Source organism: Aliinostoc maniaoense (genome assembly GCF_058172895.1).
Genome location: NZ_CP187952.1, coordinates 1,721,187 through 1,747,407, shown reverse-complemented (window position 1 = coordinate 1,747,407; position 26,221 = coordinate 1,721,187). Strand labels below are relative to the sequence as shown.

Here is a 26,221-nt window from a genome sequence, read left to right as displayed (position 1 = left end):
ATGGTTTTAACTAAAGAAATTTATTTAAAAGAAATTAATAAAAACTTAGCAATTCTTCAAAATTCTATTGATTTCCAAACAAAATCGAATCTTTATGACTTAGGTATCATTGCAGAAGATTTTGTTAGAAATTTACTAAATATCATTTTCATTTTAAGCTTGAGAACCTTAACTCAATAAACTTTAACCAAGCTGGCATTGATCTAGGAGATTCTAGCAATAAGATTGCAGTCCAGGTTACATCAACAACCAGTCGCCAAAAAATTAAGACAACTATTGATAAATTCATCTCTCACCAACTTTATCAAAAATATTCACAGTTATATATATTTCTCTTTAAAAAGAAGCAGAAACGGTACAAGAAATTTGATACACAAGGACATTTCATATTTGACGAAAGCAAAAATATTATTGATTTTAACCTTTTATTCAGCCAAAATATACTTTTTTTAGAAACCGAAAAAATCAAGAAAGTCTATAATTTTATAAAAGATGAAATCAGTGTTAGCGAAACTGAAGTAAAAGCATTTCATGAATTACAATATACTGATACCATACCAAATCAAATTCATACTTGGCAGTATAGACCTTTTATTTTCCACTATCTAAATATTCACAGATTACTAAGCATAGCAGCTATTAGTGGATTAAGACCTAGTTACATTCCTGTTAAAGATATAGATAAATTTGGTAGTATACGTGCTTTACCATTTGATGATTACTACGGATTAATAACTTTTGCATTAGACTTACTCGAACACTGGCATCCTAGAGTTTTAAACTTGCAAAACCCTGATAATTTAACAAGAACCCATATTGGATGTGCATTTGAGTTTTTTCAAACAGATTTTGTATCAAAAAATATTAAATTTTGGAATCGTTATGATGAAAAGCCCCAAATGTACGGAATAATTAAGAAAGATCCTTATCTATATTTAGAAGTTGGAAATACCAAAGTATATTTGCCCCTTAATTTAGCATGGATGACTACAGATACGTCTTTTCATAATTTTGGAATGGATAATGGAATGGCTGAGTGTTTATCAGGAATTTGCATTCTCAAAAGTATATCTAATAATCAAGAAGCTATTTTTACTCCCTTGCTAATTGGTGTGTATAATTTTTTAGCGGAGATGCAAGAGGCAGTTATACAAGGCAGAAACAATTTAGAAATAAGAAAATCATGGTAAGAAGCGTTTGTCAAAATGACCAAGAAACCTTTTATGCCGACATAGACAAATTACACGCAGAAGTCAACTGGATTGAAATACCACCATTAGAATCATTGCAAGATTTAGATAACTACCCTGAATTTGTAGAACGTTTTAGCGGCAATTCTCAACCATGAAACATTAATGAGCTAATGACTAACTAAATCATAACTAGCCATTAGCCACTCATTAATTACTAGCCAATTCTCCGCGTACCTCCGCGCATACCTCCGCGCCCCTCTGCGTTTAAACTTAAGCAGTCCGAAAACGCGCCAACTCCTCCCCTGTCTTCGCATCATGGGCGTGAACAGTACACACCAGACAAGAATCAAACGATCGCGCGACGTGTCCCACTTCCACCGGATCAGTAGGATCTTCAATCGGTGTTCCAATTAAAGCTTTCTCAATCGGCCCGTATCTTCCATCTTTGTCGCGGGGGCCGACATTCCAAGTAGTTGCAGCAATCACCTGATAATTCTTAATCTTGCCCTCTTCAATATCTATCCAGTGACACAGAGAACCCCGTGATGCTTCCGTAGCACCCCAACCGCGCCCATCTTTTTCCTTGGGTTTAATATACCAGGGATCTTTTAAAACGAACTCACGCAAACATCTTTCCGCTTCACGGTATAACTTGACAATTTCATGAACTCGTGCAAGCTGACGCACATGAATACTAGCACCACCCATTTCTTTGAAGACATCTAGGATAAACCCATCATAGTGCTGCCAAGATTCCCCATGTTGACCACCTGCGACTAACTGACGTGCTAAAGGGCCGACTTCCAAACGGCCAAAATCTTTATGTAGTACCGCAGTTGCCCAAGAGTAAGCATTATTAAAGTCCTTATGATTTTTCTGAGTGGGTTTAGTAGTACGGTCAAAGGGGTGAACATTTTCTTTGCCTTCATCATACCAAGAGTGGGTAGTATTCTCACGGGCAAAGGTATGATCCATCAAAGTGTGAGTGTCGCTGAAGCTATTGTACACACCACTTTTCATAATCACCGCAGCGTTGCGTCCGTCAATGGTGGGTTTCTGATATCTATCTTCGTGAGGTAAATATCCCCAAGAAACATATTTACCCACACCTGCACCATATCTATCTAAACCGATATCTAGACCCATGCGCCAATAGAAACCCAAGTCTGATTCTCGATGTTTGATGTCTTCATCTAACCAATCCATGAAATCATCATAAGTTTGGATTTCTTCGTAGCGTTCCAAAGAACAACCCAACCACACAGGTTCTAACCAGTTGGTGCGGAAATATTCCAAAATTGCCCAAGCGCGGGTGATGTCTGTTAATGTTGGCGCGCACATCACACCACCAGGCACCATATAACTGCTATGACAACTGGTGATATATTGAAAATGTTACTGAGTAACCTTTTAATAAGGCAAATTTGCTCAACAAGAACATTTTATTTTCACCATTTCAGTTTATAAATAAGGGAATATTTAGGGAATGAGCGGACAAAATCAGGGTAATTGCGAGGAGACATATTCCACATCTACACATGAATATGTAAATGCAGACTTAACCGACTTATTCCCCGATATATTTGCAGATTTTGAGCCGCAGAACACCACAGACGGTAGCTATAGGGGAACAATGGCGAAAATAAAAGCAACGGAATTACAGTATCAAGCAGTTTTTGAACAGAAGTTAGTCGAAGCTAATACTAATTTAAAAAGGGAGAGAATAAGAGTTAGCATTAAACAAACTGGCAATTCTCTCCAATTACGAGCTACCCTACCGTTAAAACCAGGTGATAGCAGTGTAGGTAAGCAAAAAAAACAGTACGATTTGTCTCTAGGGATACCAGCAAATTTAGAGGGATTAAAAACTGCAATTGAAGAAAGTTACGAGTTGGGTAAATTAATTGCTCGTCATACTTTCCAGTGGAATGAGAAGTATTTAGGAATTAAGTCTAGAGAGAAGCAAGATATAAAAACTATTGGGGAATTATTAGATACATTTGACGAAAAATATTATCAAACTCGTCAAAAAAGCATCACTAGTCAAAATACTTTTGCTAACTATATATCTGTCATTAAAAGAAACTTTCCTCTCAGTAATTTAGCCACAAAAGAAAATTTTGAGGAAATTATTAATTCATTTAAGGGTAATAAAAAGAATGAACTGATTGCCGTAACTTCTGTTTTGATTAAAACCTTTAATTTAGGATTTAAACTCGATGTTAAACGTGATAATGTCACCCCTGCTTATCGAGAAATCCCTGATAATGAAAAAATAATATCTGCTTTTCAATTATTTGAAAAATTTGCCTTTAACCGCAAAAATACAAATATTAGTGATGAAATAGACACTTGGGAAATGTGGCGTTGGGTATATGGAATGTTAGCGACTTATGGTTTAAGACCAAGGGAATTATTTGTACAACCGGATATTAATTGGTGGATATCTCCCCAAAATATAGACCATACTTGGAAAGTGAATAAAAATACCAAAACTGGATATCGAGAAGTTATCCCCTTTGTTCCCGAATGGATAGAATTATTTGATTTAAAAAATCCTAAACCGTTAAATATTTTAGAAAGAAAGGTTGAAAAAATTGCATCTGTGCAAAATATTAATTGGATGCGGAGAGATATATCCAGATGGTTTAGAAAAGTGGGAATTGAGTTTCAACCTTACGATTTGCGTCACGCTTGTGCGATTCGAGCGCATCTTCAAGGAATACCGATTAAAGCAGCAGCAGATAATTTAGGTCATACTGTTGATGAACATACAAAAACCTATCAAAGATGGTTTGGTATTGAAAACCGGAAAAAAGCCTTTGGTGAGGTAATTAGTCAAAAGTCGTTAATTGAATTGCAGAAAAATGAAATTTTGGCGTTAAGGATGGAGAATGAAAGGTTAAAGTTGGAAGTCGAAAAATTGAAATCCTTGGCTTAGAAACTGTCTTGATTGTCAAGTGCGATCGCTAAATTTTTAATCCATAAGTGTACAAATATAAACTTAATACTTTCCTAGTATCATGTCAGTATAATTACGAACTGTCACCAATGAGACCGATAGGTTATGATACGGAAGTTATCGGCAGGTTTTCTAGCTTGTCTGCCGCAGCACAACTTCATCGTTATTCTGGCTATCAAGGGTATGAAACAATCTATTTTTGTAATGCTCACAAGCATCTTAGGATCGCTTCTGACAACTAGCTACATTGTTTTCCCAAATCAAGCCTTTGCTGCTCAGGAACGAAAGTTTATTGTTGAGGAACTAGAGTTTATTAACCTTGATTGCATAGAAAATCAAAGATCAGGTATTACGAAACAGAAAGTACCTGGCTATTGTATAAGCTCAGAGGTAGATTCTGGTATTATTTTTGATGAAAATGAATTTAAAAAAACTAAAAATGCAGATCAATCGATCACGCTAGAAATGAAAGTCTTTAATCGAGCTTTGAGTGATGCTCTAGTTGAGGTTTATGATTCTAGTGGACGTTTGCAGGATATCAAAATTATTGATGGGAATAGACCTCCAACAGATTTAATTCAGAATAAAATTGATGTTTTAACTAAAACACCTTCGTCTTTTTTTAGTCCCTATCCTCTTGAAGATGCTAGACGGAAACTAGAAGCACAAAACATGATTGTGATTATTCCTGCTGGTGGATATGTCAAAATAACTAAGTCCAGCAACTTTGCAATTTGGTACAACACTGCCATGCTTGCCTTGGAGATTGTACAACTTGGTCAAGGGGATTCTGAGTTTACACAGTCTGAAACAACTAAACGGCTGGTTCGAGAATTTGCTAAGGAATTTGGTACACAAACAACGATTAATATTTTCAAAAGTGAGCCTAGTCTACAGACAGCTTTTAGTCTAGATTTTATTGACAAGGATAGACTTGGGGAAGTTTTTTATAAGCTAGTACGATACACTGCTACGGTTGAGAGTGATCCATCCAAGAATCCTATTTTGGGAGCATTTTATGATGTTTATCTAGCTGGAGCTAATCATGGTTTAGAGAAGGCAATTGACCTTCTAGCTCCAGGATGGGGTACTCTTGCAAGAGTTACACGGATTGGTGGAAATGTTTTAATCACAACTGCAAGAGCTTCAGATATTTTGGTTAACACAACAATGTCAATATCAATATCTGGACAAAAGGATACCGTAACTTTAAGAGATGTATCTAGTATACGCACTACAACAACAGCATCATTTGATCATAGAAAAATTGTCACAAATATTGTCAGTAACTATGTAAATCTGCCAGATTTTTTAAGTCAAACTGAATATTTTTATAAAGAAATAGACCTTAACAATGATGGGATTAAAGAAGTTATTTTGGTCGTTTTTAGTCCTGCTTGTGGTGCATCGGAATGTAACGGAATCATTTTCCAACGGAATGGCTCGGAATATAAACCAATTGGTGGCATTGGCGTAGAGTCAGCAGGCGGAGAGATTGTAGCTATTCAAAGAAGTATGAATAATGGATTTATAGATATTGCGAGCCAGCTTTATAATCGTGCAACAAGAGCATCTGCCTGGGGAATTTACCGATTTGATAGAGGTTCTTATAAATCCTCTTACCAATTCTTAAATACACGTCCAGGCAGAGTAATATTAAATATACAAAGAGGGACAGGGTTAAAATTGTAGTCAGACATCATTTTGGTTCTTCATTACTTGTTATCCCAAACTGATAATTTACTTCCCAATTTAATAAGCATCTAACTCTAAAGTGTTGCTAGTTGTAGTTATTTCTTCTAAAAAATCTTCGCTAAACAGATAGGAATATGAAAAGATCAAGCTTTAAAAAGGTACTAGGAATTTTAGTTTTCCTTTTCATTCTAACTAATTTTTCGTTGCGGGCTTCTGCTCAACGACTACAGAATTTACCTAATGGGAATCATGTTTACAAGGAGGTTCAGACCTCATCTATAATTGATTCTTCAAGATATTTCATATTTCGCAAAGTCGGAAATTTTGTAATTGGAAAGCATTTTCAAGCTGGTACTGATTGGGATTATTGTTTTAAGGGGCAATTACAAGGTTCATCTCTTATAAATGTCGTAAATGCTGTTCCAAGAATGGGGCAAGGGTTGTCAGGATTCAAATTTGAAAAAGGAAAATCTGAGAATCTGAGGAATTATCAAAAATTAAGCTTAAAAAAAGTTGCCTCAGCATACCCTAATATCAATCAAAGCTTTCGGGAATGCTTAAATCTGTTCCGATAAACTAAGTACTATAACCACTTCCACCGTTCAGTATAAAATAGCAGAGTGCGATCGCCTATCTTGTAGGGTGCTTACTCCGCCGATAAATTCCTCTTAAAGTGCCAAGATTGTGGACTTTAAGCAAGCGATCGCAGTCTAGAGGTGTTAGATTTCCTGTTAAACATCTTTGAGAAGTGCGATGGGCAAAGCCCGGTCTCCGACCATCGCTCAATTTCCATTTTCTTGTGCTTCCTTAACTACTATTAACTGCGATCGCTCAATTTCCAAACTAAGAAATCAATCATACAAAATACTCAAGCGCGAATCACAGTAATCCGACGCTGATTTTGTGTAAGTACAACCTGAGTTGATAAACGTTCTTCCATTGGGAGGGCATTTTTACGCCTGTCAAATACAAATAACCAACCAAAATCCAACCCCAAACGGGCTAAATAGGATTCTAACTGCTCAATCCCCTCAGCTTGGGGATCGCGCTTCTTCTCCCGCCATACCTTTAACTCGATACCTAAAGTTACATCTTTGTAACGCAGACATAAATCCATTCTGTCACTACCAATTGCATATTCCCTCTCCAAAATTCCACCACCGTTAACCACACGATGCAAGAAAGCCATTAAGACGATGTGGGGAGCAATTTCATGGTAGCTAGTGCTACCTAATAACGGTTCTCCGTGCTGTCGCCAAAATTTGAGAAATGCTGCCAGTAACGCATCTATATTTAATTCTCCTTCCGGGGTTAACCAAGTTGGTGCAATCACTGGTAGGGAAGCCATTGGTGTCACTGTTAACACTCTTGGTAACACTTCCCGATAAATGGGATTAGCAATAGTTAATCCTCCTTGGGGGTGCATTTTACACAAACCTAAATCAATCACAAATTGGATATCATCATTGGGTATATCCCCCAATTCCAAACCCGCTAACATCGGCTCGATAATTGCTTTGATTCTTGGTTCTCGTAGGCGTTCAGCTAAACTATCAAGATGAGTATCTTGACGAGCAATTAATATTTCTTTTGCTTGTAAAATATGCTCTCTGGTAATAGCAATACTTCTATCTTTTACCATTTTTTCCACAACTTCTTTAGCCAGAGCATTCACTAACCAAGGTTGTCCTTGGGTTAAATCAAAGGCTGTTGCTGTGGCTTCTGGTGTGAAAATTTGTCCTGTTTCTGCTGTATGTTGTTGATATAGTTCTGCAACTTCCTCGGCGTTGAAATTTCTCAGGGTAATGGAAGTGACTTTAATATTAAAAGGACTGGATGTGTTTAATCTGTCACTTCCACCGGATGCTACTTTATAATCTCGCACATCTCTTAAACCAATTAATCCTACCGATGAGGGGAAATTTTCTGGACGCTTAGGAAAACCATCTCGTAACTGTCGTAAAACTGAAATTAATGTTTGATCTTGTAAGGAATCAATTTCATCTATAAATAATACTATCGGACGATTGATAGCTTTTGACCAAGCTCTTAAATTTTCACCAATTCTCTGTCCAGGAACATTATAAACCCAACTTTGAGGTTGTAGTTCTGGAGGTAAGCTATCCTCAATTGTATTGCGCCAAGTTCCCAAAATCGCTAATTCTGCTGCACTGGGGTCATGATTAAATGCACTTCCTACCTCGACTGATACTACTACTGCTGCATAACGTCCTGTATCGGTAAGTTGCTGTGCTAGAGCTAACATTGCTGTGGTTTTCCCTGTTTGTCGTGGTGCATGAAGGACAAAATAACTACGCTGTTGAATTAGCTCCTCCAAATCTGGTAATCGTGTTGTTGGAGATAGCATATAGTGGATATCGTCTTCACAAGGGCCTGCAATGTTGAACCAGCGAGACATGGGACTTTGGCAGTTGGCGGACACTTTGAGTTTAGACGATTTTGGGGTTGGAGGGAGGCAATGTAGGGAAAAGTTAGGTAACGCCTGAAAAAAGCAAATAACTTTTAGTTGATAAAAATAAATGGATTTAACGCGATGTGCGACTTATTTTTGAAACCCCTCTCCATAGAGCGAAGCTCTTCTCGTAGAGTACCTCTCCCCTGCAACTGTAGAGACGTTGCATGCAACGTCTCTACTTTGAATTTTGCTCCCCTTCCCTCGCAGGGAAGGGGTTGGGGGTTAGGTTTGAGAGAAAGTTGCACACGGCGTGATTTATGATATTTCTGGAGTGGGTTTATTGCCTAATTCAAGGAAAAACTAGGGAATAATCACACCTATCCTGGCAAATCCTTACTATATAAGCAATTTCCTAATTTATTGCCATATAACTGCTGTGCGGCCATTGTCCACCAAACAGGGCGTAAATTTCTACGGGTTTACTAGAAATTGTCACACCCAGTTCATAAGATTTACCTGTGAAAGCAGCAAAGCGGCGGACGGCTTCATCATAAAAGCGGCTGCTACGGTATTTTTTATTAGTTAAGTCAATAGCAAACAATCCATAAAAGTAGCGGGGGATACTTTGGATTGTTTCGACAATTTGACCGAGGTTTCTAGCTAAGATGGCATTGCGAGGAACTTCTGTACCCCAAGCTGTATCTAATGCCCAGGCGGCAGAGGTTAAATGTGAAGCACCGCAGATACCGCAGATACGAGGTGTGACAATTAACCCGGCTTGGGGGTCTTTACCCCGGAGAATAATTTCAAATCCGCGAAATAGTTCGGCGTGTGTCCAGGCGTTAACCACCTGTCCATCGGCAATTTCCACCCGAACATCTAAATCGCCCTCGACTCTACCGACGGGCGATATATCTAATGTCTGTATTCCCATTCTCCTCTCCTCTCGGTAATTGTTTTGTAGTAAGCACTTAAGTGCTTACTACGAACTAAACTGTAAAAAAGTCTTCTTCTGCCCAGTCTGGGGTTGCAGTTTTAGCAACCATTGTGAGTAAGGCGTAGTCTTTGGTTTTGACTCCTGGGGGTAATTCTTTGGGAACTCCCATGATGGTTTGAGTTTTAAAGACTGTACCGGGTTGGAGGTCATAAAAAGGAAATTCTGGTTCTGTACAACCTAAACAGGGCATTCCGGCGCGAGTCTTGGAGGAAACGCGATTCCAAAGGATGCGGTTGCAAGAGGAATGAGTCATGGGGCCACGACAACCCAAGTCGTAGAATAAGCAACCTTTGCGTTGACCAAATTCCGCCGTGGTCGCTTTGTAGGCAAAGTGGACGTTACGTGTACAACCTGTTTGGGTGTAGGTGTTAAAGAAGGTTTGGGGACGGTGCAGTTCATCAAGGGCGATGTCTCCAATTCTTCCAGTAGCGATCGCCACTAATATCTGCGTAATCCAATCGGGGTGTGCTGGACATCCAGGTATATTAATCACTGGTAATCCCGATTTCGCTACGAAGTCTTTACCTAAAAAGCCGCCTTCTTGACGCTTGAGAAATTGCAATCCTTGGGATTCGCTGGGGTTGGGTGACATGGCTGGGATACCTCCCCAAGTAGCACAGTCACCTACCGCCACAACAAAGCTAGCAACTTTTGATAAGTCAGCCAGCCAATCTTTCATGGGGCGATCGGCAAACCGATTCCATTCCCCTGTACCGTTGGGGGCATTAACTACAGTCCCTTCAAATACCAAGATGTCGAGGGGGATTTTACCGAGAATGCAGTCCCATAATAACGTTTGTAAGTTGTAGCCTAGTTCTAATCCCAAGGAAGGATGCCAAAGTACCTTAATGCCAAAATCCGCAATTAAATCACAGACTGTTGGTTCTTCGGCATTAAGAAAAGACATGGTGTTACCTGAACAAGCACCACCTTGCAGCCAGAGTACATTAGTCATTGGCTATTTATTTGTCTATTGTTTACTATTTATGACACAGGTTTATACGCTTGTAGAGTTTCACCTGGTGATAAATTTGGAGTTTTAATAATTAAAATAAGGTATTTTTTGAAATATTTTGCTTTTATTAAAGAAAAATTAATATTTAACTAAAAATTAAATCTACAACCTTAGTAAAACAAACCGTAGTGTGTAAGACAGATTTTTCTGGAATAAAATAATATGAATAATAATTTTTTGCAGTATTAATACTTTAGTAATACCGTTTCTTGATTAAGATGCACTTTATTCTGTACGGTAGAGACGTTGCATGCAACGTCTCTACATCATTTATTTGATGCAACTTCATAGAGAACTGGTATAAGTATTAATAACAGGCATTGAAAAAGCAATTATCCTCTAGAATTTTATATTTAGAATGATTTATATTAAAAATAATTACTGAAATTTTCAGAAAATGGGTATAGTGAGAATTTCTACTCATTTTCTAGTCTTGAATCAAAGGGGAATTTCGCTTCATTAATTTGCTATCTGTGTAAGTCAATATACTTTGTAAAGAAACTAGAGGCTAGCCATTTGAGATTTTAGATTCAATAAAAATTACGAATCTCAAATTGCCAATCTGAAATTGAATTACCCGATGCCTAAGACGGAGAATCAAAGAAAATGAGTGATTTTTTTAATGAACCGAATGTGAGAGCATTACTCACAAATATGGTGACAGGTGATGTAACTTTAGTGACAGGAATATTGTGGTTATTAGTTGCCACTATCATTTCTATGATTGGTGGTGCGATTGGTGGCATTATATTAGCTGGGAAAGAGATAGGTTATACATTCTCTGCAACATTAGGAGCTTTATTTGCTCCGGCTGGGGCAATTCCTGCCATACTTTTCGGGTTTGTTGTATTAAATCTCATTGGTAATTTTTAGCCTTGATTCATAGGTGGTATAAGCCACATTTGAGCAATGATTATCTGTATTTTTTAGGAGGCAAAATGTTGGAATTAGGTTGGTTTTCTGCCAAGTTATTTGTTCAAGGCAAACTACTACGTGACCCCTTGTATTTTATTCGACAAACTACCATTGCTGTTGGTCTGGGTTTGCTGGTGCTTATAGTATTAGCTCAGTTAGCAATTCCTTTCTGCTTACCTGTTACTTTTGCTAGCTTAACAACTGGTGTAGTAATGCCTTTTCTGCTTAAGGATTTCAAGATGAAGTAGGAAAAAAGGGGTTTAGGGGTATAAGGGAAGAAGATATTTCTAGAAGTAAAATAGGTGTTATCTAGAAATATTCTAGAGACGTAGTAGGCTATGTCTCTATATTATTTTTTAGCTTTAGGAGGTGCGTTACGGCTTACGCCTAACACAACGGCAATATTGCAGGAGGAAAATCCACACTGCAATTTGCCTCCCCTACATAGACTGAGATTATACAAATAAGTGTTTAATCAATATTTTTTTGGTTAAAATTGCCTCAATCTCTGAAAAAGCATCGAGTTAAACTGCTTTTAGTTACAGTTGATCTCGCATGACAAACAGCAGCTTAATATTACTGGATAAAGCAAGATAAAAAGTAAAATCTTTGCTGATATTAAGCTGCCTACATCTAAGTGTATCAACCCTTGTTTAGTACCTCACATTTTATAAGTAACCTTAGATGACTCCTAGTATTACAGATTCAACAGTTAAAGCCGCATTTGCAGCTATTACATCAGAATTAGCAACGACGGCAGAAAAAATCCAAATGCTGATTGAATTGGCACAAGGTTTACAGAAAAAACCAAAGACTCCCCAAGATTTATGGAATGCTGTGGAGTTATATCAACAAGCAATTAAACTCTGTGATGTTGATTATCCTGTGTGGAAAGCTCGTTCTCAAGTTGGGATGGCAGGGGTGTTAAAGTCGATTCCTGATGAGGGGGCGGAATTATTATTAAGGGCGAAGGCTGGTTATGAAGAAGCTTTGCCGATATTGCAGCAATTAGCTGCACCTGTAGAAGTTGCCGAAACCCAGATGAATTTGGGGCTGGTTTTACAGTCTTTAGTACCTTTTAATTTGGCGAAGATAACGGATAGTATCGCTATTTATCAGCAGGCAATGCGGGTATTTACTAGCCAAGATTACCCACAAGAATACGCGATTTTATCTAATAATATTGCGATCGCTTATCTTTCGATGTCTGGGAATAGCGAACAGCAAAATCTCAGTGAAGGCTTGGCTGTGCAGACTTTTGAGGCAGCTTTAAAGCAGATTAACTTGATTGATCATCCCAGAGAATATGCAATGTTGCAAAACAACTTGGGTAATGCTTTGCAATATTTACAAAGTTCCCATGCTGTGGAGAATAGTTTGCGAGCGATCGCAGCTTATAATGAAGCTCTCAAAGTGCGTAATGCTCAAGATACTCCTTTAGAGTATGCTAACACAATTGCGAATAAAGCTAACGCCTTATTTAACTTACCAGACGACCCAGAAAAACCAGAGTTAGGTAATCCCAAAAATCTTTTACAAGCTAGAGATTACTATCAAGAAGCTTGGGAATTATTCAGCCAATATCAACAAACAGAACAAGCAGCAGCAGTTTCTCAGGCGTTGCAAGATGTTAACGCAGAAATTCGGATGCAGTGATTTTTGGCGTTGTTAATTAGTGGGTGAAAAGCTCACGCAGAGCAGGCAGCGCGTTGCGGGGGTTTCCCCCGTTGTAGCGACTGCCGTCACGCAGAGGAGGACACTTCCTTGGGCGGGTTTCCCGACTTGAGGAAAGTGTCCGTCGCGCAGAGAGAGGGAGAGGGTAATTTATGAGTGATTTGGAAGATTTGGTGACGGAAATTAATCGGTTTGAGGTGATTATTTCTCATTGGGATGAAAGTCAGCGTAGTGTTGCTGTGGGGTTGAAAAGGGCAATTGAGGATTTACATAAGGAGGCTTTGACGCGGTTAATTAAAAGTGTGAAGCAGGAGTCTTTACCAGCACTACAAAATGCGGTGAAGGATGAAGTTGTTTATGGTGTTTTGCTTTATCATGAGTTAGTTAAACCACCCAAACCACCACTTTCACAACGTGTCCAAGCAGCCATTGAAGGAGTTCGTCCAGGGTTGCAAAGTCATAATGGGGATGTGGAATTAGTAGCTATTAAACCACCAGACACAGTAGAAGTCAGGTTAATAGGAACTTGTAGTAATTGCCCAGCCTCAACATTAACTTTATCCCAAGGAGTAGAACAAGCAATCAAAGAATATTGTCCAGAAATCACCAAAGTAATTGCAGTGAGATAAAATATCTCCTTGCCTTCCTCTTTGCGTCTTTACGCCTACTCTACGAGAATGCCTTGCGGCGAATGCGTGAATTTTAAAAATATTAAAAACTGCTCTGGCTGAAGCTAGTACCAAGAGCAGTATAGAGGAGTATTAACTAAATTTAATAATCTACGCATCCTCTGGTTCAAGTTGAGCCACTGTAACTGCATTGACAGCAAAAGCAAAAACTAATGGCATAGGACATCTGAAAATAAAAGTAGAGATAACCGCTAAGACTGTACTAATGAGGGCTGAAACTGACCAAACCTTTTCTTCCAATGTCATTCCTTTCTCTGATTTAATTGCTCGGAGGACATGAGTAGGAATTGGTTCAGGCATGACACATCCCGGAGGAAACGCCCAGTAATTGTTACGTCGCTCTACAAATAGTTCTGTCCAGCCATTTTCTTCGCACCATGCTTCGATCCATTCAATAGAGTAGTGTGTCATAATTGCAGTTACTTATTCGGCTTGTGGAATTTTTTTAGAGAGAAACAATAAAGCAGTTGAGTAGTGATTATAAAACTATGGATAATACTCCCCATATAGAGCATTTTTAGTCTGGCGAAACATCATTAAAATTATGCTCGATTCGCGCTTAATACTCTTCATGATTAAAAGACTAACAGGCAATCTTCTCTGCTCAACACAAACGACAATAAACTTTACTTGGTTTGATTAACTTGAAGAAATGTAAATTTCATAGCGATCGCGCAATCTCAATTAAACCTATTTATATCCTAAAACTCTCATTTTTAAATCAAGAATTGTAAATTATTAAGTGAGCAATCGCTGATTTTTTTTAAGTAATTGAAATATATCTGATTATTCCATCATATTTCTACTATCTAGAGTCTGATCTAGCTCACCATATAGTTATAAATTGCTGAAGATTGCACACCGATCATTTATGACAAAATGTTAAGCTAGGAGTAATCCAAAACACTAAAAGATGGGGAACATGGAAAATGAAGTACCAAATTAACTACCTAAAGATGTTTTGGCAACAAGGTTGGGCATTATTATTGGGCGTGATCATATTTTGTTGGCCGTTACCAGCCTTGGCAGTAGATTGGACGCATCCTTTATCATTTAGCAATGCAGAGTTATCCAGACATGACTTTTCTGGTGATATTTTGCAAGCGGCAGAGTTTTCTAACGCTAATTTAGAAATGACAAACTTTGTAGGTGCTGACTTGCGAGGAGCAGTATTAAGTGCTTCGGTGATGACAAATGCCAATCTCCACGGAGCAGATTTAACTAATGCAATGGTGGATCAGGTAAACTTAACAGGGGCTGATTTAAGCGATGCCGTTTTTAAAGAAGCTCTTTTACTCCGTGCCATCTTTAATAATGTGAACATAGTAGGCGCAGATTTTACAGATGCAATTTTAGACAAGGCACAAATCAAAGAACTTTGTACAAAAGCTAGCGGAGTAAATTCGCAAACAGGCATAGAAACTCGTGATTCTTTAGGATGCTCGTAAACTACCCACCACTGAACGGAGTACCGTTACAGTGGGGGCTTTTAAGCCCAGAGTTTACCCGACTAAGTGTTAAATCACTACGATTTTTAGGTCATCTCACCTACAAATACGCAGCCAGTTTGTAGCTACGCCACTTGCTACAACTTTGGAAACCAAAGCAACGCAGTGGCTTCTGAGGTTAACGATTAAACAAGCATATTGGGTTTGAAGCTAGTGTCGTTGACGTAAAAAGCCTTTAAATCATTGTCCAGGCTAACTTTACCCAGAAATGGAGGGACTTATGTCCAAAATATTTGTTATAGATACTCAAAAAAGACCGCTTGACCCTATTCATTCAGCACAGGCAAGGCAGCTATTGCGAAACAAAAAAGCAGCAATATTTCGCCGGTTTCCGTTCACAATTATCTTAAAAGAATCACATTCAGATTCAACAGTTCAAACACTTCGATTAAAACTTGATCCAGGTGCTAAAAACACAGGAATTGCATTGATCAACGATGCTACTGGGGAAGTTGTATTTGCAGCCGAACTAAAGCATAGAGGCTTTGCAATTAGAGATGCTTTAACATCTAGGCGACAATTAAGACGCAGCAGAAGAAACCGTAAAACTAGATATCGTCAACCAAGATTTTTAAACAGAACACGACCAGAGGGTTGGTTAGCACCAAGTCTACAAAGTAGGGTTGAGAATATAAAAACCTGGGTTAAAAAACTGTGTAAACTCGCGCCTACTGAGGCTATTAGTCAAGAGTTAGTACGCTTTGATATGCAGTTAATGCGTAATCCAGAAATTCAAGGGGAAGAGTATCAACAAGGTACTCTTGCTGGCTACGAAACCAGAGAATACTTACTTGAAAAATGGAATAGACAATGCGCTTATTGTGGTGTTAAAGACGTTCCTTTTCAGGTTGAACACATTCACCCACGAGCTAAGGGGGGAAGTAACTCTATTACAAATCTCACTTTAAGTTGCGAAAAGTGCAACACAAAAAAAGGGACAAAAGACATTAAAGAATTTCTCAAAAAAGACCGATCAAAATTAACCAAAATATTGGCACAAGCTAAGAGACCATTAGCTGATGCAGCAGCAGTAAATACAACTCGTTTTTGCTTATTTAAGGCTTTAAGGGAAACAGGATTACCAGTAGAAACGGGTTCTGGTGGCTTGACCAAGTTCAACCGTAGTCAACAAAAACTGCAAAAGACTCACTGGTTAGATGCAGCTTGTGTTGGTAAGTCAACACCCAAACTAATTATTAAATGCGTCAAGCCTCTATTAATTATATCTAACGGACATGGTTCAAGACAATCATGCAGAACGGACAAATTTGGATTTCCTAATCGTCATGTCCCAAGAGAAAAAATACATTTTAATTTTCAAACTGGAGACATCGTAAAAGCAGTTGTTACTACTGGAAAAAAAGTTGGTATTTATGTCGGAAAAGTGGCTATTCGTTCGTCAGGTAGTTTCAATATTTCTACTAAGAATGGATTAGTCCAAGGAATATCGTACAAGTTTTGTAAACTCATTCACGCAAAAGATGGTTACTCATATGTATATTAAATCCAAGAAGTTGGGAATTACTCAACTATCTCTTGATTTGTTTGTGCTGACGCACAAAATTAATCAAAAGATGTTTCGTAATTCCCTCTCCATTCCTCTCACCACTGACCTGAGTACAGGTACAGTGGGAGTCTCCTGGAGGTTTTAGATGAAGCGTGTAGGTGTAATTGGCGGTGGACAGCTAGCTTGGATGATGGGAGGTGCAGCAGATAAGCTAGGGGTAGAGTTGATAGTGCAGACTCCTAGCAGTCAAGATCCAGCTGTAGCGATCGCCCAAGGTACCATATTAGCAGCAGTTGATGATGCTGATGCTACAAAACTTTTAGCAGCCAAAAGCGATGTCATCACCTTTGAAAATGAATTTGTCGATTTAGAGGCTTTATCTTTACTAGCAAAGCAAAATGTCTGCTTTCGTCCCCGGTTAGAAGCCTTAGCACCACTATTAGATAAATATCATCAACGCTGCTATTTACGTGATTTAGGGCTACCTGTTCCCCAATTTTTCGCAGTTGGACAACAGCAAGATTTAGCAGCCAAAATTGCTGAGTTAGGTTTTCCCGTCGTTTTAAAATCCCGTCGTCATGGGTATGACGGACAAGGAACTTTCATCATTCGTGATTTAGCTACCTTACAAGAGAAACTAGAGTTAAGCAGCAACAACCCGACTTTATTTTTAATCGAAGAATTTGTCCCCTTTCAACGGGAACTAGCAGTAATTGCCGCCCGTGGTGTAGATGGGGAAGTTGTCATCTATCCAGTGGTAGAAACACAGCAAGAACAACAAGTATGTCGGCGTGTTATTGCCCCAGCAGATATTACAACAGAACAAGCTACTACAGCAGCTGCGATCGCCCATAAACTATTAAACAGCCTGGAATTTGTGGGAGTGTTTGGCATTGAATTATTTCTCACTGCTGACGGCAAAATATTAGTCAACGAAATAGCTCCCCGTACCCACAATTCCGGGCATTTTTCCCTAGACGCTTGTGCAACTTCCCAATTCGAGCAACACCTAAGAGCAGTTTGTGGTATGCCTTTAGGTAATCCAGCTTTACAATGTCCAGCCGCAGTCATGGTTAACCTCTTAGGTTATGAAACCTCTGTCAGCGACTACCAAAGTAAACGTCAAAAATTAGCAGCCATACCCCAAGCACACCTCCATTGGTACGGTAAAACCGAATCTCGCCCAGGGCGCAAACTAGGACACGTCACCATTTTGTTAGAAAATCATCACCAAGCGATCGCCTCTGAAATAGCCCACACCGTAGAATCGATTTGGTACTCCAGATAGTTGGGGCAGGGAGCAGGGGGCAGGGGGCAGGAGGAGACAAGGGAGACACGGTAGACACGGTAGACATTTGTCCCAATGCCCAATGCCCAAAATGTCTTTCATTTTGAATTTTGAATTTTGAATTTTGAATTGATATGCCCAATTCCCAATTCCCAATTTAGCCACAATCACTTTTCAAAGGCTATAATGATTTAGTTACACTGCGACGTTGGTGACTGCCATCAAGTTTTTTGATCTATGTCTTTAAGAAAAAGGGAGCTAAATGCTTCTCGTGGCAGTAGACCGGGCGTGTACCCGGAAACTTTAAACGAGTAAAATCAGTTCCCCCCTGGTTTAACCAGGTCATAAACTTAGGTAAAACGGCGTTGCGGTGAACTCAAAATTTTAAGCTCCCAATTTTGAACAAAACTTGGGAGCTTTAATATTTATGAACAGGGTGTAGAGGTTAGGGTGTGACTGAGTGGGGTTTCAAATAAGGACACATCTTTATAGCCTCGTTCTTTGCGTCTTTGCGTCTTTGCGCGAAACCAAAAAAAGATTCAGTTGTATCAGATGATTCTTAATTGAGTGCAAAACAGAGTTAAGATAGCTAAAAAATAACTTAAATTTTCATTAAAAATAGAAAAATTGTTACAACCGCAACCAACAAATCCTGTATTTCCAGCGTCGGTTTTCCGGCTAGATAATGGTTTAACGTTGATTCATCAGGAAATTCCCACGACTCCCGTAGTTGTGGCTGATGTGTGGGTAAAGGCTGGAAGTATACAAGAGCCAGAACCGTGGTTTGGGATGGCACATTTTTTAGAACACATGATTTTTAAAGGTACAGCCACCTTACAGCCGGGAATGTTCGACCATAATATTGAAAATACAGGCGGTGTTAGTCATGCGGCTACAAGCTACGATTATGCTAATTATTCCCTCACTACTGCTGCTAATTATATAGAAGATACTCTGCCCCACTTGGGAGAACTTCTACTTAACGCTGCCATTCCAGATGATGAGTTTAACCGTGAACGGGATGTAGTCCTAGAAGAAATTCGTGCTTCCTATGATGACCCAGATAGTGTAGGCTTTCAATCTCTACTTCAAAATGTCTACCAAAATCATCCTTACGGACGCTCAATTCTGGGGAATGAGCAAGAACTGATGCAGCACTCACCAGAAAAAATGCGCTGTTTTCACCGCGCTCACTATCAACCTGAAAATATGACAGTAGTGATGGCGGGAGGTATCAGCCAGCAGCTAGCATGGGATTTAGTCAATAAATCATTTGGTGAATTTGGTGAACGAGAACAATGTCCACCCATCAAACCATTCATTCAGCCAGTCATTAGTGGCGTTCGTCGTCAAGAATTATCTTTACCACACCTAGAACAAGCGCGGCTGTTAATGGCGTGGCTAGTACCAGGAGTAGAACAACTGCGGGCAGCTTATGGTTTAGATTTATTGTCAGTATTATTAGCAGAAGGGCGTACTTCCCGCTTAGTACGTGATTTGCGAGAAGAACAGCAATTAGTGCAAGGAATTTGTAGTAACTTTTCTCTACAACGAGAAGCCAGTTTATTTACAATCACTGCCTGGTTAGAACCAGAACATTTAGAAACAGTAGAAAACTTAATTCTCAGCCATTTAGATAATATCTTCACCCAAGGTATTAATGAACAACAATTAGCCCGCACCCGTAGGTTGTTATGTAATGAATATGCCTTTTCTACCGAAACACCAAATCAACTCAGTGGGATGTATGGCTATTACAATACCATTGCACAAGCAGAATTATCTGTAATTTATCCTCAGCAAATACAATCATTTTCTCCTCAAGAACTGCAACAATTAGCTAAACAGTATCTCTCACCCCAAAATTATGCAGTAACCGTTATTAAACCTTCTTGACTGATTAACTTTCCTTGCTAAATAAGTTAGTAGTAAGGACTTTAGTCCTTAACTTGTTAACTTGAGGGCTAAAGCCCTCACTACAAACTCCGCAAACTTGGCTTGGTGAAGTACTAAAAGGGAGACAAAGGAGACAAGGAAATAAAAATGTAAAAGAAATGGATCTTTTGTCCAATTCCCAATGCCCAATGCCCAATGCCCAATGCCCAATTCCCAATTCCCAATTCCCAATTCCCCATAAATAATGACTCAAACTGTGAATCCTTCTGTGCCAAACAACTCCCTAATTCAACGCACTGTATTAAATAATGGCATTGTCGTATTAGTAGCAGAAAATCCTGCTGCCGATATTATTGCCGGGCGAATTTTTATTCGTGCTGGTAGTTGTTGTGAACAACGCGAAAAAGCGGGGTTAGCGCATTTATTAGCAGCAGTCATCACTAAAGGATGTGATGGACTCTCTAGTATGGAAATTGCGGAAGCAGTCGAGTCTATCGGAGCTAGTTTGAGTGCAGATACATCGACTGATTATTTTTTAATGTCTTTAAAGACAGTGACTGGGGATTTTCCTCAGATATTATCACTAGCGGGGCGGATTGTGCGATCGCCTACTTTCCCCACCACCCAAGTAGAATTAGAACGGCGTTTAACCATTAGTAACATCCGTTCCCAAAAAGAACAGCCCTTTACCCTAGCAATAGAGCAAATACGGCGGGCAATTTACCAAAATCATCCCTATGCACTCTCAGTCATGGGGGATGAAAACACCGTCAACAACATCACCCAAGAGGACTTAATCAATTATCACCAAACCTATTTTCGTCCAGACAATATAGTAATTAGTATTGCTGGTCGAGTCACATTCAATGAGGCGGTAGCCTTAGTAGAAGAAGTATTTGGGAATTGGCAAATTCCAGACCAACCGCTACCACAAATTAATTTACCAGAAATCTCAGTAGAGCCACAAACCCAGCTCAAGCCCATACATACCCAGCAATCTATTGTTATGCTCGGTTATTTGGGTGCAGCAGTCAATTCTGCTGATTATGCCGCTTTGAAATTGCTCTCCACTTATTTAGGTAATGGTCTATCTAGCCGTCTATTTGTGGAATTACGAGAAAAAAGGGGTTTAGCTTACGAAGTATCGGCATTTTATCCAACTAAGCTCTATCCAGCTTCATTTTTAGTGTATATGGGTACAGCCCCAGAAAATACCACCATAGCCCTAGAAGGATTACGTACAGAAGTAGAGTTACTGTGTAGCACAGAGTTAACTCAAACCAGTCTACAAGCAGCGAAAAACAAAATATTAGGGCAGTATGCCTTGGGTAAACAAACTAACGGGCAAATTGCTCAAATATACGGCTGGTATGAAATTTTGGGTTTAGGAATTGACTTTGATAGGCAATTTCAAGAAATGACTACTGCTGTCAGTGCAGAAGATGCCTTAATTGGTGCACGTCGCTACCTCCAGAAACCTTATTTGTCTTTGGTAGGTCAAGAAGAAGCAATTAACCGTGCAATTTTGAGTGCTGATAATTGTTAAATGTAGATTGTTAATACCAAATTGGGATAGGTAATATTATTTTGATCTGCTGTAATAGCCTATGAATCTAGGCTGGCAATCCAAAATCCAAAATTGGTATAACTTCAGCACTCCTAAAAATTGTAATATTAGCAACAGAAGTTCTGGGAGTGATTTCGATGAAAGGCAGCCTGACAGCAAGTATTGTAAATTACCTAGAGTCACTAAAAACATTTCGCTGCTTCAGCAAACATCAGTTTTATTGGCTACTCCTGTTTTCCTGTCCGTCTATTTTCGTTGGTTGGTTGGCCATAGTAGCCGTTACCGCACCCCAAGCAATAGCCCAACCAGTCGGGATAAATCGTCCTACCCTCAAAGTTGGTAGTCAAGGTGAACGTGTATCGGAACTTCAGGCGGCTCTGAAGCTTTTGGGTTTTTATTCTGGTACAGTTGATGGTAGTTATAATGAGGCTACCGCCAACGCTGTTTCTCGGTTTAAACAAACAGTTGGTTTAACTCCAGATGGTATTGTTGATGCACCAACCTGGCAGAGACTTTTCCCAAATCAACCTTTTGTATCATCAACACCCAACTCTACAAACGCTTTTCCTGTTCCTACTCAAACTACTAACACTACTACTAGACCTCAAGTAAGACCAACTTCTCCCCAGCCTGTTACCAGTCAAGTGGTGAATACTAAACCTGTCCCCAACCGGACAAATACTAAACCTGTAAATAATCAGGTTGTGAATACCAGACCTGCGCCTAGACCTAATAATACTGCTAGACAAAATACAACCACAACTAGACCATCCTCCACAACTGGTCTTAGACCCACTCCACCAGCTAACCGCATTTCTGGTGTGCAGTATACTTCAGAAGGCTGGCCGATTTTGCGCGTGGGGATGAGTAATGCAGAAGTTACCAAGTTACAACGAAGATTAAATCAGCTAGGCTTTCTCAAAGGTAGTGTAGATAGCTATTTCGGTGTGATGACCGAAAATGCCGTCAAAGCAGCACAAAAACGCTATGGTATCACACCTGATGGTGTAGTTGGCAGTGCGACTTGGGAGGCTCTATTGCGGGGTTCTGCTCAACGGCGTTGATATTAGGGGTGTAGGGGTGTGGGGGTGTAGGGGAAATTAAAATAGACAGAAACTAAAAAAAGTCAGGATTCTTGATTTTTAGTGTTTCTTGTTTACCTTTGCTGTGTTGTAGTAGTTTTTGTATGTTTTCTTGTCAGGCTTATATTTGTTAACGAAATATGAAAAATTTTCTATTGACTTGGTTAGGTACTGCGATCGCTTTGCTGATTACCGCTTATATTGTACCGGGATTTGAGGTAAATAGTTTTGTGGGTGCGCTCCTTGGCGTGGCTGTAATTGGGTTAGTTAATGCCTTTGTCAGACCAATTTTAAGTATTTTGGCATTTCCTATTACCCTATTAACCTTTGGTTTATTTACTTTGGTGCTAAATGCTTTATTACTTTGGCTAGCAAGTGTCCTGACACCTAGTCCTGATTTTATTATTAAAGATTTTTTATCCGCTTTTTTAGGTTCAATTGTATTATCTGTAGTTTCTAGCGTTATTAACTACATTCTCAGAGCTATGGACTAATTATTAGTTATATCCTTCGGTGCGTTACGGCTTACGCCTAACACACCCTACCTTGTCTACCTTGTCTCCCTTGTCTACCTTGTCTCCCTTGTCTACCTTATCTCCCTTGCCTCCCTTGTCTCCCTTGTCTCTATTGCCTGAGCAACAGCAATTGTCACCGCTCCTGGTTGTTCTGGTAAGCGGACAATTTGCTTAGGAACTACAAGCTTGACTGGCAAATTAGAATGAGTGGCTGCCAAAATTGCAGATGCTTCAGCTACGCTAGGTGTTCTGACTATTTTAGCGATCGCTGCGGTAGGATGAGGTACAGCCACGCTAGATAACACCTCGGCGGTAAAGGTTTTTAAAGGCAACTTATAGCGACGACAAAACTCCACTAAACCTGGTTCTGAAGCTTTGAGATCAATAGTAGCCAAACCTGCCATCGCTATTTGCGGCAGTTGATAATTGTGCCAAACTTGCTCAATTGCTACTAAGAATAACTCAGCACAAACCCCTGATTGACAGCCAATTCCTATCCACAAATTTTGTTCTACAGTCTGTTGTTCAGGAATTACTTGCACTTTAGTAACTAAACTGCTATCAAGTAGAAGTTTAAACTTGGAAAGTTACGGTATTTAATTATCAGTTAGTCAATCTCATTTTTAGGGTTTACTAAAATACAAAAAAACTGATAACTAGAATACTGTTATCAGAAATGAAAAACTATATATTGAGCATATCTAGCACAGTAGGAAACGCCGGGGAACGACGAGGTAAAAACTAGAAAGTAATTATACTTTTTTGATTTTGCTTCTTTGGCATCCCTGAAGCACAAAGGTTTTACCTAGTCTACTTCGGTGTTTCAATTTCTTCGTATTTTTGCCGTAGATATCTTATATAAACCTACGACTAAATTTTTATCTTATTAGTTTCTCATTTCTGAAGCAGATTTTTTTAACCTCCTTAGTATTTAATTTAATACCGTGTTTTTTACTAGTTGTCAAGTTGTCTCACACAAGTTTTTAGACAAAAAAATCTAGATAATTAGCATCATAATTACGTAGCTTGCTTCCGCGTAGCGGTATTACGAATTACGAAAACATTTCCACAATATTCCTGTAGCCATTAAATTCTGCCAGCATCAAAGCTGTATAACCACCACGGTTTTTTAAATTCACATCTGCCCCAGATGCCAGCAATACTTGCACCGCTTTATTATAACCACCAGCCGCCGCCCACATTAAAGCTGTAGCCCCTGCTGCATCTTGATAATTAATATTTGCACCCTTAGCTAACAATAACTCAAGTATGCCAAGGTAGTTACATTGTGCGGCTTTGATTAAAGGCGTTTTGGTATCATTACCCGGAATATTGGTATTAGCACCATAATCTAACAATACCTTGACTGTTTCTGTGTGTCCTTGGGATACTGCCAAACTTAAAGGAGTTTCACCGAGGTTATCACCATGTACATTTGCACCGTAACGTAGGAGTGCTTCTACTATCTGACTATGCCCCTGTAAGGCGGCTACTAGTAAGGGTGTGTCACCAAGATGATTTTTGATTTGGGGATCTGCACCACGATGTAGCAAAATTTGCACTACATCTAGATAGCCTTCTACAACAGCCTGGTGTAAAGCTGTTTCGCCGTCTTGATCTTGATGATTAACTTGACTACCTTGATCTAGTAATATAACTGCGATCGCTCCTTGTCCAGCCGCCGCAGCTGCTAACAGAGCCGTCCCCCCATCTTCGTTGTGTAAATTAACATCAGCCCCACCTGCCAGTAATGCTTGCACTACATCCACAAATCCCAAGTCAGACGCAACCATTAACAGGGTTTCACCTTCATCATCTTGAGTATTAGCATTGACACCGCTTTGTAAAATCAGTTGCACTACTGCCCCGTGTCCGTGCTTGACTGCTAATTTTAAAGCGGTATCATCATCATGATCTTGGCAATTAACATCAGCCCCACCTGCTAGCAATGCTTGCACTATATTGGTATGTCCCTTGAGTGCAGCTACCATCAAAGCCGTACTACCATCTTCATTGGTGGCATCAATATCAGCCCCTCTAGAAATTAGCAACTGTACAATATCTAACTGATTACCACTAGCAGCTAACATTAAAGCCGTCAAACCATAGCGTTTTCTAGCTAAATTGATATTTGCTCCAGCATCCAAGAGCGATCGCACAATTTCCGTATAACCTAGATTAGCAGCAAACATTAACGCCGTAGTGCCATCCCCATCACACACATCCACCATTGCACCCGCCGCCAATAGCGCATCCAACCGCTTTAAATCACCACTTTTAGCAGCCTTGAGCAGCAAAGCATCATTGTTTTCCATCATGAATCGATTTCCACCGGGAAATATTATTTATCGAGTCTCAGAATTTAGTCTCAGATGCTTTAGGTAGTTTGGCAAGAGATTGGGCATAGGGAATTGGGCATGGGGAATTGGGCATTGGGCATTGGGCATTGGGCATTGGGCATTGGGCATTGGGCATTGGGAATGGCGCAGGGTGTGGGAGGTGTGGGAGGTGTGCTTGGTGTGGGATGGTGGAGAACAAATCTTTCCCCCCACACTCCCCTCTCTCCCCACACTCCCCCCTCCCTTGTCTCCCTTGTCTCCCTTGTCTCCCTTGTCTCCCTTGTCTCCCTTGTCTCCCTTATCTCCCTTGTCTCCCCCTGCCCCCTGCTCCCCTGCCTCCCGCCCCCTGCCCCCCTGCCCCTTTCAAGTCAACCGTCAAAGAGTAGGTAAAATTGTGCTAATTTTTATTAAGATTTAAGAATTGGGCGAGAACACAATGAATTTGGAATTGTCTGCCTCAGTTAAATATTGGCTGAATTTCTTCCATCCCTTGATTATGTGGGTATTGCTAGCACTTTCACTCTATGCAGCTTACCTAGGTTTACAAGTACAGCGCACTCGCAACGCACAAGGAGAAGAAAAGAAAGAACTAATTAAAGGTAAATATAACGTCAAACATTACCAAATTGGTTCATTAATTTTGGCTTTAATGGTAGCTGGCGCAATTGGTGGTATGGCTGTCACCTATATTAATAACGGTAAATTGTTTGTTGGCCCACACCTATTAGCTGGGTTAGGGATGACGGGTTTAATAGCATTTTCTGCGGCTTTATCTCCCTTTATGCAAAAAGGAGCGAACTGGGCGCGGGTGACTCACATTTTATTGAATTTCGTGATTTTAGGCCTGTTTACCTGGCAGGCTATTACAGGTGTAGAAATCGTGCAGAGAATACTTTCTAAGGCATAGTTAAATCAATTCGTAATTCGTAATTAAGTACAACGAGTTGAAAAAAGCAAACTGTG

25 protein-coding genes, 1 other RNA gene and 3 pseudogenes are annotated in these 26,221 nt (G+C 39.7%); 20 read left to right on the top strand and 9 right to left on the bottom strand.

What is annotated here, in order from left to right:
• The 3 genes and pseudogenes from ACPZ3T_RS07775 to ACPZ3T_RS07765 all read left to right on the top strand — a co-directional run.
• Positions 1-374, top strand: a pseudogene (locus tag ACPZ3T_RS07775) (SMEK domain-containing protein); the annotation flags it as partial.
• A gap of 408 nt (positions 375-782) precedes the next feature.
• The gene (locus tag ACPZ3T_RS07770; protein WP_490277428.1) at positions 783-1,190 is read left to right on the top strand and encodes a hypothetical protein; all 408 of its coding nucleotides are present in this window, start codon (positions 783-785) and stop codon (positions 1,188-1,190) included.
• Positions 1,184-1,348, top strand: a complete 165-nt coding sequence (locus tag ACPZ3T_RS07765) for a hypothetical protein (protein WP_490274948.1) — start codon at positions 1,184-1,186, stop codon at positions 1,346-1,348. Before ACPZ3T_RS07770 ends, ACPZ3T_RS07765 begins: the two co-directional genes overlap by 7 nt.
• A gap of 115 nt (positions 1,349-1,463) precedes the next feature.
• Here the strand turns inward: ACPZ3T_RS07765 and ACPZ3T_RS07760 are convergent.
• A pseudogene (locus ACPZ3T_RS07760) lies at positions 1,464-2,564 on the bottom strand (nickel-dependent hydrogenase large subunit); the annotation flags it as partial.
• A gap of 115 nt (positions 2,565-2,679) precedes the next feature.
• Between ACPZ3T_RS07760 and ACPZ3T_RS07755 the strand changes: the two are divergent.
• The 3 genes from ACPZ3T_RS07755 to ACPZ3T_RS07745 all read left to right on the top strand — a co-directional run bounded on the left by ACPZ3T_RS07755 (position 2,680) and on the right by ACPZ3T_RS07745 (position 6,425).
• The gene (locus tag ACPZ3T_RS07755) at positions 2,680-4,134 is read left to right on the top strand and encodes a site-specific integrase (protein WP_490274946.1); all 1,455 of its coding nucleotides are present in this window, start codon (positions 2,680-2,682) and stop codon (positions 4,132-4,134) included.
• A 204-nt stretch (positions 4,135-4,338) separates the two neighbouring features.
• Entirely contained in the window at positions 4,339-5,847 is a 1,509-nt protein-coding gene (locus ACPZ3T_RS07750; RefSeq protein ID WP_490274944.1) for a hypothetical protein, read from the top strand.
• A gap of 137 nt (positions 5,848-5,984) precedes the next feature.
• On the top strand, positions 5,985-6,425 hold the full coding sequence (locus ACPZ3T_RS07745) for a hypothetical protein (protein WP_490274942.1): 441 nt from the start codon (positions 5,985-5,987) through the stop codon (positions 6,423-6,425).
• Between the two features lie 55 nt (positions 6,426-6,480).
• On the opposite strand, the gene ACPZ3T_RS07740 is transcribed toward ACPZ3T_RS07745, so the two are convergent.
• The 4 genes and pseudogenes from ACPZ3T_RS07740 to ACPZ3T_RS07725 form a co-directional block, all read right to left on the bottom strand.
• A complete protein-coding gene (locus tag ACPZ3T_RS07740; protein ID WP_490274940.1) occupies positions 6,481-6,636 on the bottom strand; it encodes a hypothetical protein in 156 nt (51 codons plus the stop codon).
• Between the two features lie 82 nt (positions 6,637-6,718).
• Entirely contained in the window at positions 6,719-8,269 is a 1,551-nt protein-coding gene (locus ACPZ3T_RS07735) for an ATP-binding protein (protein WP_490277158.1), read from the bottom strand.
• Positions 8,270-8,690: 421 nt separating this feature from the next.
• Positions 8,691-9,200 (bottom strand): annotated as a pseudogene (locus tag ACPZ3T_RS07730) (nickel-dependent hydrogenase large subunit); the annotation flags it as partial.
• Between the two features lie 55 nt (positions 9,201-9,255).
• On the bottom strand, positions 9,256-10,218 hold the full coding sequence (locus ACPZ3T_RS07725; RefSeq protein WP_490274938.1) for an NADH-quinone oxidoreductase subunit B family protein: 963 nt from the start codon (positions 10,216-10,218) through the stop codon (positions 9,256-9,258).
• A 666-nt stretch (positions 10,219-10,884) separates the two neighbouring features.
• On the opposite strand from ACPZ3T_RS07725, the gene ACPZ3T_RS07720 reads away from it, so the two are divergent.
• The 4 genes from ACPZ3T_RS07720 to ACPZ3T_RS07705 all read left to right on the top strand — a co-directional run bounded on the left by ACPZ3T_RS07720 (position 10,885) and on the right by ACPZ3T_RS07705 (position 13,496).
• Positions 10,885-11,151: an asr0689 family protein gene (locus ACPZ3T_RS07720; RefSeq protein ID WP_490274936.1), complete on the top strand. Its 267-nt coding sequence runs from the start codon at positions 10,885-10,887 to the stop codon at positions 11,149-11,151.
• A gap of 65 nt (positions 11,152-11,216) precedes the next feature.
• Positions 11,217-11,441, top strand: coding sequence for a hypothetical protein (locus tag ACPZ3T_RS07715; protein ID WP_490274934.1), 225 nt, complete (start codon positions 11,217-11,219; stop codon positions 11,439-11,441).
• 436 nt (positions 11,442-11,877) lie between these two features.
• Positions 11,878-12,849, top strand: a complete 972-nt coding sequence (locus tag ACPZ3T_RS07710) for a hypothetical protein (RefSeq protein WP_490274933.1) — start codon at positions 11,878-11,880, stop codon at positions 12,847-12,849.
• Between the two features lie 170 nt (positions 12,850-13,019).
• Positions 13,020-13,496 carry a NifU family protein gene (locus ACPZ3T_RS07705; protein WP_490274931.1) on the top strand — a complete coding sequence of 159 codons (477 nt, stop codon included), beginning with the start codon at positions 13,020-13,022 and terminating at the stop codon, positions 13,494-13,496.
• Between the two features lie 150 nt (positions 13,497-13,646).
• Here ACPZ3T_RS07705 and ACPZ3T_RS07700 read toward each other — a convergent pair whose 3' ends face one another.
• Entirely contained in the window at positions 13,647-13,970 is a 324-nt protein-coding gene (locus ACPZ3T_RS07700) for a slr1957 family protein (RefSeq protein WP_490277157.1), read from the bottom strand.
• Positions 13,971-14,512: 542 nt separating this feature from the next.
• On the opposite strand from ACPZ3T_RS07700, the gene ACPZ3T_RS07695 reads away from it, so the two are divergent.
• The 9 genes from ACPZ3T_RS07695 to ACPZ3T_RS07655 all read left to right on the top strand — a co-directional run bounded on the left by ACPZ3T_RS07695 (position 14,513) and on the right by ACPZ3T_RS07655 (position 22,898).
• Complete coding sequence (locus ACPZ3T_RS07695; protein ID WP_490277156.1) at positions 14,513-15,004, top strand: pentapeptide repeat-containing protein; 492 nt, start codon at positions 14,513-14,515, stop codon at positions 15,002-15,004.
• 280 nt (positions 15,005-15,284) lie between these two features.
• Entirely contained in the window at positions 15,285-16,568 is a 1,284-nt protein-coding gene (gene iscB, locus ACPZ3T_RS07690; protein ID WP_490271095.1) for an RNA-guided endonuclease IscB, read from the top strand.
• A gap of 148 nt (positions 16,569-16,716) precedes the next feature.
• Positions 16,717-17,859 (top strand): 5-(carboxyamino)imidazole ribonucleotide synthase, encoded by a 1,143-nt coding sequence (locus tag ACPZ3T_RS07685; RefSeq protein ID WP_490274929.1) that lies wholly within the window; start codon positions 16,717-16,719, stop codon positions 17,857-17,859.
• Positions 17,844-17,966: a hypothetical protein gene (locus ACPZ3T_RS07680; RefSeq protein WP_490274927.1), complete on the top strand. Its 123-nt coding sequence runs from the start codon at positions 17,844-17,846 to the stop codon at positions 17,964-17,966. The genes ACPZ3T_RS07685 and ACPZ3T_RS07680 overlap by 16 nt, the downstream gene beginning before the upstream one ends.
• An 87-nt stretch (positions 17,967-18,053) precedes the next feature.
• Positions 18,054-18,237, top strand: a non-coding RNA gene (gene ssrS, locus ACPZ3T_RS07675) — 6S RNA.
• 249 nt (positions 18,238-18,486) lie between these two features.
• Complete coding sequence (locus ACPZ3T_RS07670) at positions 18,487-19,755, top strand: M16 family metallopeptidase (RefSeq protein WP_490274925.1); 1,269 nt, start codon at positions 18,487-18,489, stop codon at positions 19,753-19,755.
• A 244-nt stretch (positions 19,756-19,999) separates the two neighbouring features.
• A complete protein-coding gene (locus ACPZ3T_RS07665; RefSeq protein WP_490274923.1) occupies positions 20,000-21,301 on the top strand; it encodes a M16 family metallopeptidase in 1,302 nt (433 codons plus the stop codon).
• A 158-nt stretch (positions 21,302-21,459) separates the two neighbouring features.
• The gene (locus tag ACPZ3T_RS07660; protein WP_490274921.1) at positions 21,460-22,386 is read left to right on the top strand and encodes a peptidoglycan-binding domain-containing protein; all 927 of its coding nucleotides are present in this window, start codon (positions 21,460-21,462) and stop codon (positions 22,384-22,386) included.
• A 158-nt stretch (positions 22,387-22,544) separates the two neighbouring features.
• Complete coding sequence (locus tag ACPZ3T_RS07655; protein ID WP_490274919.1) at positions 22,545-22,898, top strand: phage holin family protein; 354 nt, start codon at positions 22,545-22,547, stop codon at positions 22,896-22,898.
• Between the two features lie 92 nt (positions 22,899-22,990).
• Here the strand turns inward: ACPZ3T_RS07655 and ACPZ3T_RS07650 are convergent, their stop codons facing one another.
• From ACPZ3T_RS07650 to ACPZ3T_RS07640, 3 genes are all read right to left on the bottom strand, one after another.
• Positions 22,991-23,461 carry a cobalamin biosynthesis protein gene (locus tag ACPZ3T_RS07650; protein WP_490274917.1) on the bottom strand — a complete coding sequence of 157 codons (471 nt, stop codon included), beginning with the start codon at positions 23,459-23,461 and terminating at the stop codon, positions 22,991-22,993.
• 510 nt (positions 23,462-23,971) lie between these two features.
• Positions 23,972-25,237, bottom strand: a complete 1,266-nt coding sequence (locus ACPZ3T_RS07645; RefSeq protein WP_490274915.1) for an ankyrin repeat domain-containing protein — start codon at positions 25,235-25,237, stop codon at positions 23,972-23,974.
• Between the two features lie 59 nt (positions 25,238-25,296).
• Positions 25,297-25,473, bottom strand: coding sequence for a hypothetical protein (locus ACPZ3T_RS07640; protein ID WP_490274913.1), 177 nt, complete (start codon positions 25,471-25,473; stop codon positions 25,297-25,299).
• A gap of 221 nt (positions 25,474-25,694) precedes the next feature.
• Between ACPZ3T_RS07640 and ACPZ3T_RS07635 the strand changes: the two genes are divergently transcribed.
• Positions 25,695-26,165 (top strand): DUF4079 domain-containing protein, encoded by a 471-nt coding sequence (locus tag ACPZ3T_RS07635; RefSeq protein WP_490274911.1) that lies wholly within the window; start codon positions 25,695-25,697, stop codon positions 26,163-26,165.
• The last annotated feature ends 56 nt before the right edge of the window (positions 26,166-26,221 follow it).

Coding starts and splice junctions, on each gene's coding strand:
- ACPZ3T_RS07765 (WP_490274948.1), top strand. CDS start 1,184: ATGGTAAGAAGCGTTTGTCAAAATGACCAAGAAACCTTTTATGCCGAC.
- ACPZ3T_RS07755 (WP_490274946.1), top strand. CDS start 2,680: ATGAGCGGACAAAATCAGGGTAATTGCGAGGAGACATATTCCACATCT.
- ACPZ3T_RS07750 (WP_490274944.1), top strand. CDS start 4,339: ATGAAACAATCTATTTTTGTAATGCTCACAAGCATCTTAGGATCGCTT.
- ACPZ3T_RS07745 (WP_490274942.1), top strand. CDS start 5,985: ATGAAAAGATCAAGCTTTAAAAAGGTACTAGGAATTTTAGTTTTCCTT.
- ACPZ3T_RS07735 (WP_490277158.1), bottom strand. CDS start 8,269: ATGTCTCGCTGGTTCAACATTGCAGGCCCTTGTGAAGACGATATCCAC.
- ACPZ3T_RS07725 (WP_490274938.1), bottom strand. CDS start 10,218: ATGACTAATGTACTCTGGCTGCAAGGTGGTGCTTGTTCAGGTAACACC.
- ACPZ3T_RS07720 (WP_490274936.1), top strand. CDS start 10,885: ATGAGTGATTTTTTTAATGAACCGAATGTGAGAGCATTACTCACAAAT.
- ACPZ3T_RS07715 (WP_490274934.1), top strand. CDS start 11,217: ATGTTGGAATTAGGTTGGTTTTCTGCCAAGTTATTTGTTCAAGGCAAA.
- ACPZ3T_RS07710 (WP_490274933.1), top strand. CDS start 11,878: ATGACTCCTAGTATTACAGATTCAACAGTTAAAGCCGCATTTGCAGCT.
- ACPZ3T_RS07705 (WP_490274931.1), top strand. CDS start 13,020: ATGAGTGATTTGGAAGATTTGGTGACGGAAATTAATCGGTTTGAGGTG.
- ACPZ3T_RS07695 (WP_490277156.1), top strand. CDS start 14,513: ATGTTTTGGCAACAAGGTTGGGCATTATTATTGGGCGTGATCATATTT.
- iscB (WP_490271095.1), top strand. CDS start 15,285: ATGTCCAAAATATTTGTTATAGATACTCAAAAAAGACCGCTTGACCCT.
- ACPZ3T_RS07685 (WP_490274929.1), top strand. CDS start 16,717: ATGAAGCGTGTAGGTGTAATTGGCGGTGGACAGCTAGCTTGGATGATG.
- ACPZ3T_RS07665 (WP_490274923.1), top strand. CDS start 20,000: ATGACTCAAACTGTGAATCCTTCTGTGCCAAACAACTCCCTAATTCAA.
- ACPZ3T_RS07660 (WP_490274921.1), top strand. CDS start 21,460: ATGAAAGGCAGCCTGACAGCAAGTATTGTAAATTACCTAGAGTCACTA.
- ACPZ3T_RS07655 (WP_490274919.1), top strand. CDS start 22,545: ATGAAAAATTTTCTATTGACTTGGTTAGGTACTGCGATCGCTTTGCTG.
- ACPZ3T_RS07645 (WP_490274915.1), bottom strand. CDS start 25,237: ATGATGGAAAACAATGATGCTTTGCTGCTCAAGGCTGCTAAAAGTGGT.
- ACPZ3T_RS07635 (WP_490274911.1), top strand. CDS start 25,695: ATGAATTTGGAATTGTCTGCCTCAGTTAAATATTGGCTGAATTTCTTC.